Raw genomic sequence first — 13,428 nt, forward strand, 5'->3', positions numbered from 1 at the left:
GGGCGACTACCGCCCGGGGTCTGGGTGTCCGACCGCTACGCCGGACAGCAGGATCTCGCCCTGGCCCATCAGGTCTGTCTCGCCCATGTCCTGCGCGACGTCCAATACGCCATCGATTGCGGCGACACCGTCTTCGCCCCGAAAATTCGTGATCATCTCCGTTGGGCAATCCGTGTCGGCAAACGACGAACAGAGCTCAAGGACTCTACGCTGGTCGCTTATGCCGCCAAGGCAGAGCGCCGCCTCGACACCCTGCTCGCCATCCCCGCCGCTCATCCGGCCGGGAAAATCCTCCAGCGCCAGATCAAGGCGTGGCGAACGAAGTTCTTCGTCTTCCTCACCGATCGCGAGGTCCCGCCCACCAACAATGTTTCCGAGCGCGAGATTCGGCCCTCCGTCGTCTTCCGCAAGGTCACCAATGGATTCCGCTCCGACTGGGGTGCCCAAGTCCATGCCGGATACCGGTCTGTCACCGGCACGGCGCGCCTCAAGGGCCAGACTGCCCTTCAGGCCGTTCGTGACCTCGTCAACGGCACCTTCGTTGTCGCCTGACAAAATCGACGCCAACCCCGTGAGCAATTACACAGAAACAGCCCCGCTATATAGATAAGCCATGTTATCAATTACGCTATTGCTTCATTTGCCCTCTTGTGAGCATCAATCAAAATACACAATTCATTAATTTCGGCTTTAGACAAGGAATCCATTCTTTCTTTAATTAATGTTTCAAATAAATCCCATTCTCCGAGTCGAAATGCTTCAATAGCTTCTGCTGTTAGCTTCATAAGATGAAAGGCGGCCACCAAGTACCTTGTCTTTTCATTGCTTCTTTCGACTGAAAATGATTTGATGTCTGTTTTATAGCTTTCTCTAAATTTTCTCTCAATTAGACTTGGGTTGAGAGAGAAATCTTCAGCAGCTTCTGCAATTGCGGTGTCAGGGGCAATCCCTGATAATATCTCTGCTTTAACCTGTTGCAGTGCATCAAGAATAATTTTGGTGTCCATGTGCAATCACCATTTACTCCGGATTCCCCAGATAGACGACCTATCTGCACTTGATTGACACCAAAATAATCAGTTTCCGAGCCAACCGGAAGATGGAATGCTCGATGGAGGGTACCATCGCAGCGTGATCGACATCTCGACCGCCCTGACCGCCCACCAGGGGATCAGCCTGTCGGAGGTGATCGCCCAGCGGAAAGGACCGCCACGGAACGAATAGCCTCGGCGGGCGCTATGGTGCGCACCGGCAGGGGTATAGGGCTGGGTTGCAACACGGGTGCGCGCGGGGTCATTGATTGCGTCCGGGCGCAACGGCAGCGTCGGTTTTCCCGACAGGGGCATTCGTGTAACACGATCGGCCAGTCACAGAAACAGCCCCGCGTGACCGCCGGGGCTGTTTCAGATCAGGGCTTGAGTTTCTTGCCGTAGCGGCCTTTGGCTGCCTCCAACTGCTTGTCCAGTTCGCCCGCCAGCACCGCGTCACGGATTAGCGTCAAGGTGGGAACGAGGTTGTCGGCTGCGCCGACCTGCACGGTGGACAGCTTGGGCTTCAATTCCAGCCGCTTGTTGCCGTAGCGGATTTCCACCAGATACCCGCCCTTCTCGTCTCGCCAATACCACGGCCGGAAGCGCACCGGCAGGTCCTTGAGAATTTTCGTTCCCGTCTCCTCGTCCTGCACCCAGCTTTGCCGCCGCCGCTGGAACAATTCACCCTTCAGCATCGCTTCGGCCGCTTCGATCTGCCGGTTCAGCGCATCAACCATCTTGGCCCGCATGGCCGCTTCCGGGGTGTTCGCGCTATTCCGCTCGACCGCCACCAGCTTCAGCTTCTCCAGGTTTCCCATTTCCATCTCCATGACAACCATATGGAGAATTTACAGCCTGATGGGCGACAGCTCAACTTAAGATAGCGTTATGTTGGAGCGGTACATTGAATGATCGCCCTCGTCTGCTGTTGCGGGCGGAGGGCTGACAGCTTCATCGCTCAGGCAAGTCTCAGAGATGGTCGTTTTGGTCGGCTCCGTGGAGCGGCCTTTCCTCTGTCGCCCGTACCATAGTACCTGACGGCCACACAGGCGATCCGTAAGTATCTGAAAATGAACGATAAAAAAGTGCAATTCCGGCACTTTTCAATGTTCGATTGTGCTTGTGGTAGTAAATTGAATGTGGTGTCTTGTTGTCACGGCGGACGAAGCGCCGGAATGAAACAAAAATCGGAGGTTATAAAATGTCGTACAGTATTAATAAGCTTGGCGCTGACTGCGATAGCATCTCTGCTGCGCTCTCTGACTGGGAGTGCACCCAGCTTGCGGCCAGCAATGCCCGTCTTTACGCAATTCTCGCAGATTGCTACGCACTCTATAAACTCGTCAATGCGAACGAAGACAACCGTAAAGCTGTCACGCAACTGGCCGAGGACCGGGGTATTGCGGTCGGCAAATCAACCCATACGGCCATCAAGCTGATCAAAATCATCTTCGGCCCGGAACCGCGTTGGCGTGCAAGCGCGTATGCCCAGGTGCTGCGTGTCGCCGAAGGCCAGGGCGTTGCGTTCGCCGATTTCGCGACTTGGCTTGATGCGGCCGGTGGCGTTGAGGCCGTGCGTCGTGCCGGGCCAACGTCAAGCCGCGACCCCAACAAAGCGGCCAACGCCTACGAGGCCGGCGTTGCCAAAATTCAGAATATCGGCCCAATCGGTACACTCGCGCCGCATCAACGCATCGCCGAGCGCAACGCCTACATCATGTTGCTCGGCTATGCCGAGGCGGACGGTTCCGTCACGATCTTCAATGTTGTCGGTAAACCCGACAGCGATCAGATCAACACCCACATTCGCAGCATCGGCAATTCCAAGTCGATTGTACCGCACATCTCGCCTGAAAAAGTTGCCGTGGCGAAAGCCCAAAAAAGTGCACTTCAAGCCTGCATCGACGCGGGACGGCTTTCTACCGCTAACTCGCATGTCGCGAATTAGTTTTACAAGCGCGGGGCGCATTTTCGCCCTGCGCCAATCTGGAGGAGTTATAAATGTATAAATTCTTAACTAAGCACCAACCCTCATCGCTTGATCAGATTATTTTCCCAGACATGGCGACCGAGCTTAAGTTTTCCAGCTATGTCGATGGTTACGGTTTTGATCATATTCTCATGCATGGTCCGCACGGCACGGGAAAAAGCACGTTGGCGCGGTTGCTGCCGAAACTCATCGCCTCCGACCTGAAAGATGGCGATTTCATGTTTTTTGACGCAGCCAAAGACGGCAGCGCTACGCGGTTTCGTGAGCTGGCGGACAGCTTTTTCGCGACCACGGCGTGGAACGATACCGGCTACAAATTTTTCGTCATCGACGAGGCTGACAGCCTGTCGGCTGAGGCAAAGCGGCTATTGCGTGGTATTTTCGACCGTGCAAACGGCAACACCATGATCATGGTCACCAGCAACGACTTGTCTAAAATTGACCCTGGGATTGTTGATCGCTGCAAGGTATTCAACTTTTCCTGCAGCGAGCCTACCTATCAGCTCTACCGCGCGCAGCAAATCCTGCAAGCTGAAGGCGTTGATATTCCCGAGGCTGTGTTGTTCGACTTCATCAAGGTGCACGGCCACAGCATCCGTGAACTGATGCGCAGCCTTGAGGACATTGTGCAGGCCATCCGCAGCAAGGACCAGCCTGCTCCGCAAGCGTAGGTTTTCCCGACATTGCCAACACATCGCCCCCAGCCAAACTGGGGGCGTTTGTTTCACGCCCTCTTTACAGCTCCCTTAGCCCCATCCATACTAACGGCCTTCGTGGCGCAGGAGATTGGTATGGCGAAGAAGCCGAAAGAGTGGTGGTTAAGCCAAAAGTTCGATATTACCGAAAGTGTCGTGGCAATCATATTCTCAGCGGACAACAAAAAGGCAATGGACATCGCTGACAAAATTTTAGAAACAGATGAGACCATATCTTTCTTTATAGATAAGGAAGGCTTTGTTCGTGGCGTTGTTGGCTACGACCCCAGCGAAACGGATGTTGATGATATAAAAAATTTCATCGCCGATCAGCTTGCCGAGATGTGGGACGAGTAGGGCTGTGATGTCTCGTGCGCTTACAGCCCCTCGACCGCCGCCCGCATCATATGGTCGTTGACCTCGATATAGCGCTGGGTGGTGCTGAGGTTGCGGTGTCCGGCCAGGGTCATGATGACTTTGGGCGACACGCCCGAGTGGGCCAACCGGGTGATAAACCAGCGCCGCCCCGAATGGCTGCTCGCTCCGTCGATCCCCGCGTCCTTATATATACGGCCGAAAAGCTGGCACAGGGTGTTGGGCGAGAATGCCGTGTCCTTCTGCGTCATCAGGAACGGCGAGTTCCGGTCGCGTGTCGGGAAAACCGACAGATAGCGCTCGAATTCCCGACGCAGCTTGCCGTTCACGAACACCGCCCGTGCCTCGGCCCTCTTGGTGGTTTCCGCCCGCAGGATGATTTGGTCCCGGATGCGCCCTTCGCCATCCAGCACATCGCCGATGGTCAGGGCCGCGATTTCACCGACGCGCATTCCGGCATAGAAGCTGAGCATCACGGCCATGCGGTTGCGGGCTGCGTGGCGCTGGGAGGCGACCAGGGCGATAACCCGCTTCAGTTCCGCCTCGCTGAGCACCTTGGCCTGTTTCATCTCGAAACCTCATATAATAAGTCCCTGCACGGAAATTATTATATTGCCGGTCGATGTGTGGCCGCATCCGAAGAAATTGGCCTTACGGAATAATAAGTTAGAGCAGAATATAAGGAAACATGCGTTTTCTTACGTTTCGGCCTGGGCGGATTTACGCGCTTGCGCCAGCAGTTCGCCCTGGCGCTTGCGCGCGGTGTCGTTCGCCTTGGCGACCTGTTCGCGCTTCTTCTGAAGTGTGGCCGCCTGTTTCATCCGCTTGGCCTGATCGGCTTTCGTGTCCGCTTGCCGCTTCAGGCTGTCGCTGTATGGGGTGGCCGTGGCCTCTTCGGCCATAAACTCTCGAAATCGCATCTGGTGGCTCCTGCTGGTCCGTGTCAGCAGGTATTTATCAGTGCGCCGATTGGTGGCATCATCTCTTTGTGGATGGGGCCATGACTGCTTCGCACCTTGGAGCGGTCGTTTGGGCTGGACTGATTTTTCCCACAAAATCGTCAATCATTATAATCACGGCTGGTATCATCTGCCCCAAGGTCGAAGTTTTCCGTGTCGTCAGCCGCAAAAACGACAGAGGCTTGAAAGTGAAAGAGATGTGATGGGTTACTCGATATATGCCGCCCAGCCGAAAGGCAATGCAGCAAGGCCATCAACTCCCAGATCCAGGTCTCCTGAGTTGCAATGCCGAGCAACAAGATGGAAGAGATCGTTGTTCGCCTTCTTCAATTCGTCCTGTCCGAACTCCTTGGCGATGATCTCCAGCACCCCATGCGTTGAGAAAAACGCTGCGGTGAATGCTGCAACGAAGTGCGAGAAAAATAATGCGTCATACGCCTCCCTATTTGTCGGCCTATTAACGCCTCCGGTCCAAAAATAAGTTGTTCCAAAATAAGATCCATGAAGTATTTCCGACGAATGTCGATAAATTGAGGCGGCTGCGCCTGAAATACCTACGGTCATGTTGCCAAATTTTTTTCTTATACAGTCAATGCGCGCGCCAAGATTGTCGTCCGTCCAATCTTTCTCCCGGCCCTTGCTGGTGCTGAACTCGGCCAATGCCTCTTGCAATCCCGGTATATCCTTGGGGTCGGGAATAGGACCGTTCCAAAGCACAGAGAAGCCAAACCCTCCCATTTCCCCTTGGCGATGGAGGTCCCGGAAACCTTTTTGGAGGGCGTGGCGCTGTGCCTTCTCAGCCATGTGATTGCCACCAGCAATGATATACGCCACATTGATACCCGTCTCTGCAATTGATCGAGCGATACCAAAGCAGTCTCTGACCGACATGCCGAGTTCGTCAGTCAGGCGGATGAGACTATGTATTGAAGTTCCCATGGCCTGAAGCATCAGTGAAACTGTGTTCACGACACTTTGCGCTTGGGACAATTTTTCATGTTCAGTTACGCCATGCCCATTCACCAAGGCATGAATTGCCAAGTCGATGAGACGCATCTGGGCGGCCAAGGCTCCTCGAAGAACATCCTTGGCAGGGGTTTGCTGCGTATTTCCGCCCACCGCAAAGCCACCTTCATTAAGTTGTAATCGCGCCGAGATTAACACGCCTATTTGTCACGGCCTAAAAAAACTCTGTCAAATCAGTGAAATCGTAGCCCTCAGAGGAGGTTTGCTGACGGGAAGCGATGTCGAAAGGCCCTTATCAACACCGTATGGGTTCAAGCCTCTTCCTCTGCTCCCAGCCCTCATCTCCGTTCAACCCGTCGTCGGTTTTCCCGACAGAAATGGCGGTTCCCGCGTCGGCCATTCGTGTAACACGATCCGAACTGACCGGATGGGAGCGTCTGTCGTCTCCCGTATTCGGTCCCTTCCTGTATCCCAGGGCCATATCCGTTCATTGTCCGGTCTGTTGAAAACCTATCCAAGAAACTCTTCAAGAGCCCTTCGAGCTGTGTTGTTGGTGGTTTCTCTTCGGCCTAGTTGATCTCTGTGATAGCTGGCGACCTCTTGATCGATTTCGTCGATCTCTCTGATTGGGTATTTGAGATAATTTACAATGTGGCGTTGCCAAGAAGCCACATTTCCCCCCCCACTGCCAAACTAACGGAGGACATCTATGATGTCCTGGCCGGTGAACTTCCCCGTGGAAGCGCCTGACAGTGGGGGAGAGAAGACGTTACCCGTCGCCGTGTTAATTCGCTTCAGTTAAGGCGACACCCGAATTCCTTACCTGTAGAAGCGTCTCTCCTGAGCTTTACGCTCAATGTGGTTATGCGATTGCAAGCGACTACGGCGACGCTTAACACTCGCGTCTGCGCCAAGTCCTATATCGAAGGCTTAATCCGTCGTGCATTCCGCACTCTCGCGCACAGACCGTAGTCTTAGTCAGACAGCGTGCTACTCTGCTGACTAATCCTTTCTGCGCTGGTTTAAAGTTTTCCCCTTGCATCTCGAAGTTGCCCTACTGTCGTTTCGGGCACTCTATCTTTTAAGCGCCGCCTACTTCGTTGTGTGGATGCTATATGGGCCGTCACCGGCCATTGCTATTTATACTCAGTTTTGGCCGGTCTGGAAATTTTTCTGAAAAATTTCTGCCTCCTTGATGGTCCGTCCCGGCTGCGCCCTGCTGGTCGTCGGTTTTCCCGACAGAATGGTGCGGGTGAGGTAATCGGCCAAGCCGTCCCATTCAATCCGCTGCCCCTGGAAGCCGATCTCTACGGTTTTCGTCGTCATCACAATTCTCCTTTCTGATCCGCGCTGTTCCGCAAGTGTATTTATGCCAAATGGCATAAATAGCTGCGCAGAACACCAAGAGGGAGAACGAGATGGACATTTACCAAGCTTACGGGGAATTGAAGGCACAGGGCCTGACGCGGGACCAATATGATTTCAGCAGAAAATGGCTTGGCCGTGACCGCAGCTATCTTTCCAGCTTGAAGGCGCGCAAGCGCCCGGCCAGCCCGGAGACGATGATACATCTGGCAACGGCACTAACCCGCGCAATGGTCGCGGCACTGGCCGAACGACAGATGGCGCAAGCGGAGGTGCTGGATAGGATTAGCGGAAGGGTTTGGGCAGGAATATTCATGGCGGGAGCGGGTGTATAGCCCGCACAACCGTCCCTTCGCATCTTGCAGGCGCGCCATCCTACGAGAGTGCCATAAATGGGCACTCCATGCGTTCGTAATGGGTCATGCATGGAAGAATGCTTTCTACCTGTGGTAAACAGATGGGGCCGCCCCTGCTGAAAGCGACCACAATGCAGTTCCTCCACAACGATCTTGGTTATCGGAAAGAAGGCGAAATCGTCGAAGTTTCGCTCGCGAGCGCCGCGAACGTCCGCCTGATGGACAGTTCGAACTTCTCCGCTTATCGGGCAGGACGTCAGCACAGATATTACGGGGGATATGTGACGAGGACGCCATGGCGGCACCCCATTCCCAGTTCCGGCCACTGGCATGTAGCTGTGGATCTTGGTGGACACGCCGGCCGTGTGGGTGCCTCTGTCCGCGTCCTTCCCGGAATCCTTCCAACGGCGCGGGAACCTTCCCTGTCGTCGGTTCCTTCCCTCTATCAGGGGCGTTCCGATGCTCCTCCCGGCTCAGGCATGTATGAGGAGGATCGCGAGTATGACGTATTCATCTCGCACGCGAGCGAGGACAAGGACGAAGTTGTCCGCCCCCTTGCCCACGCGTTGAGCGCTGCACACCTTTCGGTGTGGTACGATGAGTTCGAGTTGAGGATCGGCGACAGCCTCCGGCGGAAGATCGACAAGGGCCTAGCCACCAGCCGGTTCGGCATCATCATTATGTCGGACACCTTTTTCAAAAAGGGCTGGACCAATTACGAACTGGACGGCTTAGTGACGCGCGCCAACACCGGCGAACAAGTCCTGCTACCGATCTGGCACAACGTGACCAAGAAGCAGGTGATCGAATACAGCCCCTCGCTAGCCGACAAGCTGGCGCGCAGCACGGCGACCCACACCGTGGAAGAAATTGCCGCCGAGATCGTCGAGGTGATCCGGTCGCGTTCTTGACACTCCACTACTTACGTCGGAATCTGGGCTTGGCGGCGCATCCCTGATCTGTCGTGCGTGCTCTCGGAAGCTGCGCGAGCGCTTGCGCTGGGCGACAGCGGCAAGCCGAGACACTGGATAGGATTAGCGGGAGCGTGTGGCAGGGTATTTTCCTTGCCGGAAGTGCATTGTCTTAATGGAGATGGCCGTGTTGTCTAGCGGATGAGCGACAGATGCGCGGACGGTCTGCACGGTCAATTTATATCAGTCGGCCTTGTGGCGCTCAGGCCCAAGCTCAGGCGCGGAAATACATAATGAAATCTGGCACATTATTAGCGGTTTCGTTAGCAGTTCCCATTTCGTTCTGCACCACGCATTGATTTATAATGGAAATTCGGCCGGACTGCCGTACTCTGACTCCGCCAGTCTAGGTTCGAATCCTAGTCCCCCAGCCATCGCTTGCTAAGCAAAAACAACGACTTAGGCCCCTACGTGGGGCCTTTTTCATGTCTGTGGCCTTCTTCGACCTATCCCCGCGAATTCCGGCCGATTTACAAGAGGTTGCCGGTATTCCGCCTTATATTCCCGTCCTTTCCGGGCCGTTCCGTGCAACACGGATGCAACACGGAAAGGGGCGTTTGTTCTCTCCATGTTCATGCTTCCGGCTGAACTGTCGGAGCGGTCGGGGCGCTGGGTTGAGGGGGCGGCTTTTCGGCCTCGGGACGGGGGTTCCAGCCCTCGATTTCACGCACCTCGTTGCGGGTCAGGATGTCATTGCGAACCGCGATCTCGTGCGCCTTCCAGCGGGCGGCATAGTCGCCACGCATAAAGCCGCTCAGGTCGAATTCCATTGACCGCGAATCGCCCTCGGACAGGACACCTCGCGAGAATTCGGCTTCCAACTTGCGCACCCAGGGGCCAATGGTGAATTGGGCGAACCATCGGCCCGCCGCCTCGCTGTTGGTGAAGGTGTTGTGGGTGTAATCCTGAATGATCGGCGGCGGCACCTGATAGAGCCGGGCGATTTCCTCAACACTGAAGCGCCGACTTTCAAGGATTTCGGCATCCTCCGGGCTGATCGTGATCTGGCTCCACTTCATGCCCCCTTGCAGGATCAACACCTTGCCATGGCGGGCCGCTCCGGTATGCACGTCGGCCAAGCCCTCGCGCAGATCCTTTAACTGATCGGGGGACAGCTTTCCTTCAACTGACAGGGCACCGCTTGGGAACACGCCGTTGCGCCACAACGCCCCGCTGGCCTCCTGAAGGGCGATCCCAGCCCCCACCACCTCGGTTGCCCGCGACAGACGGCTTCGCCCCAACAGACCATCGTCGGAGCGGTCGCGCAGGTGCAGAACCTCCCCCTGCAACAGGCGCCGCAATCGTCCGGTGGCACCCCAGATGCCCATTTGCTCGGTCACATCATAGGCGAGACGCCCGGACGGAAGCAGTTGCACCGATACCCAATCCCATGGGATCGGGCGCAATTCGACCACGGCACCGCGCGGATCGGTGACGATCTCGGCAAGGCCGTTGCCGCGCAACAGGGTCGAAGCCACCAGCCATTCAACGAAATCCGGCCAAGTCTGCCAGGGGTTCGGCCCCCGGACAACTAGACGATTCAGGGGGTGGCTGCGGTCGATGTCACGCCCGGCTTCGCCCTCGCGATAGACATAGGCGGGCAAGCTGGCGATTGCCGTCGACACCGCCGAAACACAGGCCAGCACCGCCGACAGGTTTTCGGCGGTGCGGCTGTTGACAGGGTGACCGGTCAGGGCAATTCCGGGCAGATCGCCGAAGCCACCGGCTCGGCGCTCGAAGCCGAACCGTGAGGCGATGCGGTCAAGGAGTGACATGGATTGTCTCCAGATATCGCCGCGCATGATCGAGGTGGGGTGTTGCGGCGCGGGCCTGGACCACGGTGCCCTCATAGGCTGGCCACGCTGAGACGACCGAGATTTCATGAAGGATCACGGCGCGCAGCTCGCGGCGCTTGCCCTGCCACCGTTCGCCTTCCTTGGGCACGGTGAAGCCGAACGACATGCCCCCCAAATCGCCGCGTTCGGCCAGCGCCAGCACGTCGCGCCCGGCCTGGGTATCGGGCAGTTCAAGGCTGAACGACAGACCGCGCGGGTCTTCGGCAAGCCGCAATGTGCCGGATCGGGTGCGGGCCAGCACCTTCCCCGGATCGTGATCGACCAGCGCCAGCACGTCGCGGGTGGGCGAAAGGGCGCCACGGAAGGCACCCGGCAGAATGACTTCCACGAAATCGGCGATTCGTGCCTCGGTGCCGAAGGTGGCCGCGTAGCCCTCCAGTCGGCGCCCGGCGGCGCGCAGGTCCATCGGAACCGCGCGCCGCTCCAGGCCGGAAGGTCCGGCCATCAGGCAGCGATATCCTTGCAGACGGCGAAGCTTTCCGGGTGCCGTTTGGCGAGGTCCATTGTCAGCATGGCCCGGATCGAGACGTTGCCCTTCTTGTAGGCCGTTGACTCGAAGGGATTCACCAGCAGGTCGAAGGCGGACCAGTAGCCGATGAGCAAATCCGACCAGTTGGCGTAGATCGCCGCCGAAAGGGCGTTGCCAGCGCCGAGGGTGGACGGAACCACGTTCGAGAACGCCCGCGGCTGATTCTGGAACACGGTATCCAAGCCAAGGGGACGGGCGTTTGCGTCCATCAATTTCGCCGCCAACTTCTTCACCTTGGTGTTGGTCAAGAATGCCATCGTGCCCGCAACATTGGCGTCCTCGATCTCGCCCACCATGTCGGCGAACGTCAGGTAAAGGCCCTGCGCGCCGGTATTGAACGAAACGTCCGATACCGTGGCGTCCGCCAGGATGCCCAGCGGCTGATTGTCGGTGCCGGTGCCAGCCACCGCCGCCCGGTCTATGGCCTCGGCCAGGATCGCCGCGAAGTCGTTGCGGACCAGGGTTTCAAGGTCGGGGCTGGTCTGAAGCAGCGTGTTGCGCGAAAGCTCGGTGATGGTGCCGCAATGCTTGGGCGACAACGTCACCTTGTCGTGTTCCTGGTCGGACTCGGGCAGGGCCGTGTTCTCGGCCACCCATCCCGTGCTGGCGGATGATTTCAGCCGGGGAATCTCGACGTTGCCAACCAAGCCGTTCAGCACCGTAGCGCCAAGCTGGCCGACCCGCAGGGCATGGCGCAATCGGTCGATGTATTGACCGCCCAAATGGTCGGTGGCGATCAGGTTCGAGCCGGGACCGCCTGCCGGGGCCGTCGTGGTGTTCACGCGCTGCTCGAACACCACATTCGGAACCAGGATGCCCTGCGGCGGGCGTCCCGAACGGCGGGCCAATTCCTGGGAAATCTCACGCTCACGCCCGCCGTCCCGATTGAGGCCGGGCACCTGGGACGCGATCGCTCCCAGCAGGGAATAGGACCGGCATTCGGTATCAAATCGATCATCGCCGGTTCCGCTGACCGGCTGGCCCTGCATCCTGCGGTCGGCCTCGTCGATCATGGTCTGGCGGCTGATCGCCTGTTCGGTGCGTTCGAGCGAAGACCGCAGTTCGCCGAAACGTGAAGCTTGCCAGCAATGGGGCGTCGTGGCCGTCTCCTTCACCTTCTCCCTCGGCTGTCCAGCGGCCATGCTTGTCGTGAGGTTCGTGAGGAGGCCGAAACAGGGGGCCGACAAAAGCTGCGTGCTATATATAGCTTGGCCAAGCCGTTCTTTACCGTTTCCCGAGGGATCATGACCGACATACACGAAGACCGACTGATCGCGCTCGAATGCCGCCTTGCTCATTACGAACGGATGGCCGAGGAGATTTCCGACGTGATGATCAGCCAGGGGCGGATGATCGATGTGATGACCGTCGAAATCAGGCGGTTGCGCGCCCGGTTAGGCGAGATCGAGGCTGGAGGCTCGTCGCGCATGCCCCAGGACGAGCCGCCGCCGCCCCATTATTGATCGGCGGTTTTGCTGAGGTTTCCGGTTGGTTTTGGAAAAAGTTCTGAATTTTGTTAAGAAAGCGGTTGACGGCTTGGTTTAGCGGGCTTAGAAAGCGCGCCTCGCCGGGACGAACCGATTGGTTTGAAGCGGCGGGGGTCGGCGGGTTGACTGGTTGTGCCGCGAGGCAGAAAAAAAGCAGTTGACACGGTGATCTGGTCGGGATAGAAACCGCCCCTCGCTGCGACGGACCGAAAGGTTCTGAAGCGGCGGCGAAGACCGAAAACGGAAATCGCCGCGAAGCGAAAAAAAGAGATTGACACGGCCGGCCGGGCCGATTATAAACCGGCCTCCCCGCTGCGGTGGGGCCCGCGGTGAAGCGGGACGGAAGTTGGGAACGACTTCCTGCTGTTTGACAAGTGAAGAGACAGGAAGGGATGCGCAGGCGGCGCCGGGTCTGGAAAGACCGGAACCGGCCAAAGTCTAGTGCATCTTGCAAATGCGTGATGTAAATTGCTTTGGACGAGCTCTGTTCCGTGCCTTGGGCACGGAAGTCAACTTGAGAGTTTGATCCTGGCTCAGAACGAACGCTGGCGGCAGGCTTAACACATGCAAGTCGAACGAAGGCTTCGGCCTTAGTGGCGCACGGGTGAGTAACACGTGGGAATATACCTCTCGGTGGGGAATAACGTCGGGAAACTGACGCTAATACCGCATACGCCCTTAGGGGGAAAGATTTATCGCCGAGAGATTAGCCCGCGTCCGATTAGCTAGTTGGTGAGGTAAAAGCTCACCAAGGCGACGATCGGTAGCTGGTCTGAGAGGATGATCAGCCACACTGGGACTGAGACACGGCCCAGACTCCTACGGGAGGCAGCAGTGGGGAATATTGG

At 57.3% G+C, this 13,428-nt stretch carries 16 protein-coding genes and 1 rRNA gene; 8 read left to right on the forward strand and 9 right to left on the reverse strand.

Going from position 1 to position 13,428, the window contains the following annotated elements; translation table 11 throughout:
* Positions 1-552: IS66 family transposase (locus tag PHAMO_RS15425; protein ID WP_040567553.1), on the forward strand; the 552-nt coding region annotated here is incomplete at its 5' end.
* A gap of 71 nt (positions 553-623) precedes the next feature.
* Here the strand turns inward: PHAMO_RS15425 and PHAMO_RS15430 are convergent.
* Positions 624-1,007, reverse strand: a complete 384-nt coding sequence (locus PHAMO_RS15430; RefSeq protein ID WP_040567555.1) for a hypothetical protein — start codon at positions 1,005-1,007, stop codon at positions 624-626.
* Positions 1,008-1,408: 401 nt separating this feature from the next.
* Positions 1,409-1,849: a hypothetical protein gene (locus tag PHAMO_RS15435; RefSeq protein ID WP_002730671.1), complete on the reverse strand. Its 441-nt coding sequence runs from the start codon at positions 1,847-1,849 to the stop codon at positions 1,409-1,411.
* A 383-nt stretch (positions 1,850-2,232) separates the two neighbouring features.
* Between PHAMO_RS15435 and PHAMO_RS15440 the strand changes: the two genes are divergently transcribed.
* From PHAMO_RS15440 to PHAMO_RS15450, 3 genes are all read left to right on the forward strand, one after another.
* A complete protein-coding gene (locus tag PHAMO_RS15440; RefSeq protein ID WP_002730672.1) occupies positions 2,233-2,979 on the forward strand; it encodes a hypothetical protein in 747 nt (248 codons plus the stop codon).
* A gap of 53 nt (positions 2,980-3,032) precedes the next feature.
* Positions 3,033-3,692 carry an AAA family ATPase gene (locus PHAMO_RS15445; RefSeq protein ID WP_002730673.1) on the forward strand — a complete coding sequence of 220 codons (660 nt, stop codon included), beginning with the start codon at positions 3,033-3,035 and terminating at the stop codon, positions 3,690-3,692.
* A gap of 120 nt (positions 3,693-3,812) precedes the next feature.
* The gene (locus tag PHAMO_RS15450; protein ID WP_040567559.1) at positions 3,813-4,073 is read left to right on the forward strand and encodes a hypothetical protein; all 261 of its coding nucleotides are present in this window, start codon (positions 3,813-3,815) and stop codon (positions 4,071-4,073) included.
* A 20-nt stretch (positions 4,074-4,093) separates the two neighbouring features.
* On the opposite strand, the gene PHAMO_RS15455 is transcribed toward PHAMO_RS15450, so the two are convergent.
* The 4 genes from PHAMO_RS15455 to PHAMO_RS15470 all read right to left on the reverse strand — a co-directional run bounded on the left by PHAMO_RS15455 (position 4,094) and on the right by PHAMO_RS15470 (position 7,342).
* Complete coding sequence (locus tag PHAMO_RS15455; protein ID WP_002730674.1) at positions 4,094-4,660, reverse strand: tyrosine-type recombinase/integrase; 567 nt, start codon at positions 4,658-4,660, stop codon at positions 4,094-4,096.
* 129 nt (positions 4,661-4,789) lie between these two features.
* Positions 4,790-5,011 carry a hypothetical protein gene (locus PHAMO_RS15460; protein ID WP_002730675.1) on the reverse strand — a complete coding sequence of 74 codons (222 nt, stop codon included), beginning with the start codon at positions 5,009-5,011 and terminating at the stop codon, positions 4,790-4,792.
* Between the two features lie 246 nt (positions 5,012-5,257).
* The gene (locus PHAMO_RS15465) at positions 5,258-6,169 is read right to left on the reverse strand and encodes a hypothetical protein (RefSeq protein ID WP_002730677.1); all 912 of its coding nucleotides are present in this window, start codon (positions 6,167-6,169) and stop codon (positions 5,258-5,260) included.
* A gap of 993 nt (positions 6,170-7,162) precedes the next feature.
* On the reverse strand, positions 7,163-7,342 hold the full coding sequence (locus PHAMO_RS15470) for a hypothetical protein (RefSeq protein WP_002730680.1): 180 nt from the start codon (positions 7,340-7,342) through the stop codon (positions 7,163-7,165).
* A gap of 92 nt (positions 7,343-7,434) precedes the next feature.
* On the opposite strand from PHAMO_RS15470, the gene PHAMO_RS15475 reads away from it, so the two are divergent.
* A complete protein-coding gene (locus PHAMO_RS15475; protein ID WP_002730682.1) occupies positions 7,435-7,716 on the forward strand; it encodes a DUF6626 family protein in 282 nt (93 codons plus the stop codon).
* Between the two features lie 122 nt (positions 7,717-7,838).
* Positions 7,839-8,648 carry a DUF1883 domain-containing protein gene (locus PHAMO_RS15480; protein ID WP_002730684.1) on the forward strand — a complete coding sequence of 270 codons (810 nt, stop codon included), beginning with the start codon at positions 7,839-7,841 and terminating at the stop codon, positions 8,646-8,648.
* 632 nt (positions 8,649-9,280) lie between these two features.
* Here PHAMO_RS15480 and PHAMO_RS15485 read toward each other — a convergent pair.
* The 3 genes from PHAMO_RS15485 to PHAMO_RS15495 are packed head-to-tail and all read right to left on the reverse strand — an operon-like array spanning position 9,281 to position 12,208.
* On the reverse strand, positions 9,281-10,483 hold the full coding sequence (locus tag PHAMO_RS15485) for a phage portal protein (RefSeq protein WP_002730685.1): 1,203 nt from the start codon (positions 10,481-10,483) through the stop codon (positions 9,281-9,283).
* On the reverse strand, positions 10,470-11,009 hold the full coding sequence (locus PHAMO_RS15490) for an HK97 family phage prohead protease (protein WP_002730686.1): 540 nt from the start codon (positions 11,007-11,009) through the stop codon (positions 10,470-10,472). The genes PHAMO_RS15485 and PHAMO_RS15490 overlap by 14 nt, the downstream gene beginning before the upstream one ends.
* The gene (locus PHAMO_RS15495; RefSeq protein WP_002730689.1) at positions 11,009-12,208 is read right to left on the reverse strand and encodes a phage major capsid protein; all 1,200 of its coding nucleotides are present in this window, start codon (positions 12,206-12,208) and stop codon (positions 11,009-11,011) included. Before PHAMO_RS15495 ends, PHAMO_RS15490 begins: the two co-directional genes overlap by 1 nt.
* A 129-nt stretch (positions 12,209-12,337) precedes the next feature.
* Here PHAMO_RS15495 and PHAMO_RS15500 point away from each other — a divergent pair, with 129 nt between their 5' ends.
* Together PHAMO_RS15500 and PHAMO_RS15505 are read left to right on the forward strand one after the other, a co-directional pair.
* Positions 12,338-12,556, forward strand: coding sequence for a SlyX family protein (locus PHAMO_RS15500; protein WP_002730690.1), 219 nt, complete (start codon positions 12,338-12,340; stop codon positions 12,554-12,556).
* A 534-nt stretch (positions 12,557-13,090) separates the two neighbouring features.
* Positions 13,091-13,428, forward strand: a 16S ribosomal RNA gene (locus PHAMO_RS15505); the annotation flags it as partial.

Source organism: Magnetospirillum molischianum DSM 120, from assembly GCF_000294655.1.
GTDB lineage: Bacteria > Pseudomonadota > Alphaproteobacteria > Rhodospirillales > Magnetospirillaceae > Phaeospirillum > Phaeospirillum molischianum.

Excerpts from the sequence above, each read along its gene's own strand:
- PHAMO_RS15430 (WP_040567555.1), bottom strand. The coding sequence starts at position 1,007 with ATGGACACCAAAATTATTCTTGATGCACTGCAACAGGTTAAAGCAGAG.
- PHAMO_RS15435 (WP_002730671.1), bottom strand. The coding sequence starts at position 1,849 with ATGGGAAACCTGGAGAAGCTGAAGCTGGTGGCGGTCGAGCGGAATAGC.
- PHAMO_RS15440 (WP_002730672.1), top strand. The coding sequence starts at position 2,233 with ATGTCGTACAGTATTAATAAGCTTGGCGCTGACTGCGATAGCATCTCT.
- PHAMO_RS15445 (WP_002730673.1), top strand. The coding sequence starts at position 3,033 with ATGTATAAATTCTTAACTAAGCACCAACCCTCATCGCTTGATCAGATT.
- PHAMO_RS15450 (WP_040567559.1), top strand. The coding sequence starts at position 3,813 with ATGGCGAAGAAGCCGAAAGAGTGGTGGTTAAGCCAAAAGTTCGATATT.
- PHAMO_RS15455 (WP_002730674.1), bottom strand. The coding sequence starts at position 4,660 with ATGAAACAGGCCAAGGTGCTCAGCGAGGCGGAACTGAAGCGGGTTATC.
- PHAMO_RS15460 (WP_002730675.1), bottom strand. The coding sequence starts at position 5,011 with ATGCGATTTCGAGAGTTTATGGCCGAAGAGGCCACGGCCACCCCATAC.
- PHAMO_RS15470 (WP_002730680.1), bottom strand. The coding sequence starts at position 7,342 with ATGACGACGAAAACCGTAGAGATCGGCTTCCAGGGGCAGCGGATTGAA.
- PHAMO_RS15475 (WP_002730682.1), top strand. The coding sequence starts at position 7,435 with ATGGACATTTACCAAGCTTACGGGGAATTGAAGGCACAGGGCCTGACG.
- PHAMO_RS15480 (WP_002730684.1), top strand. The coding sequence starts at position 7,839 with ATGGGGCCGCCCCTGCTGAAAGCGACCACAATGCAGTTCCTCCACAAC.
- PHAMO_RS15485 (WP_002730685.1), bottom strand. The coding sequence starts at position 10,483 with ATGTCACTCCTTGACCGCATCGCCTCACGGTTCGGCTTCGAGCGCCGA.
- PHAMO_RS15490 (WP_002730686.1), bottom strand. The coding sequence starts at position 11,009 with ATGGCCGGACCTTCCGGCCTGGAGCGGCGCGCGGTTCCGATGGACCTG.
- PHAMO_RS15500 (WP_002730690.1), top strand. The coding sequence starts at position 12,338 with ATGACCGACATACACGAAGACCGACTGATCGCGCTCGAATGCCGCCTT.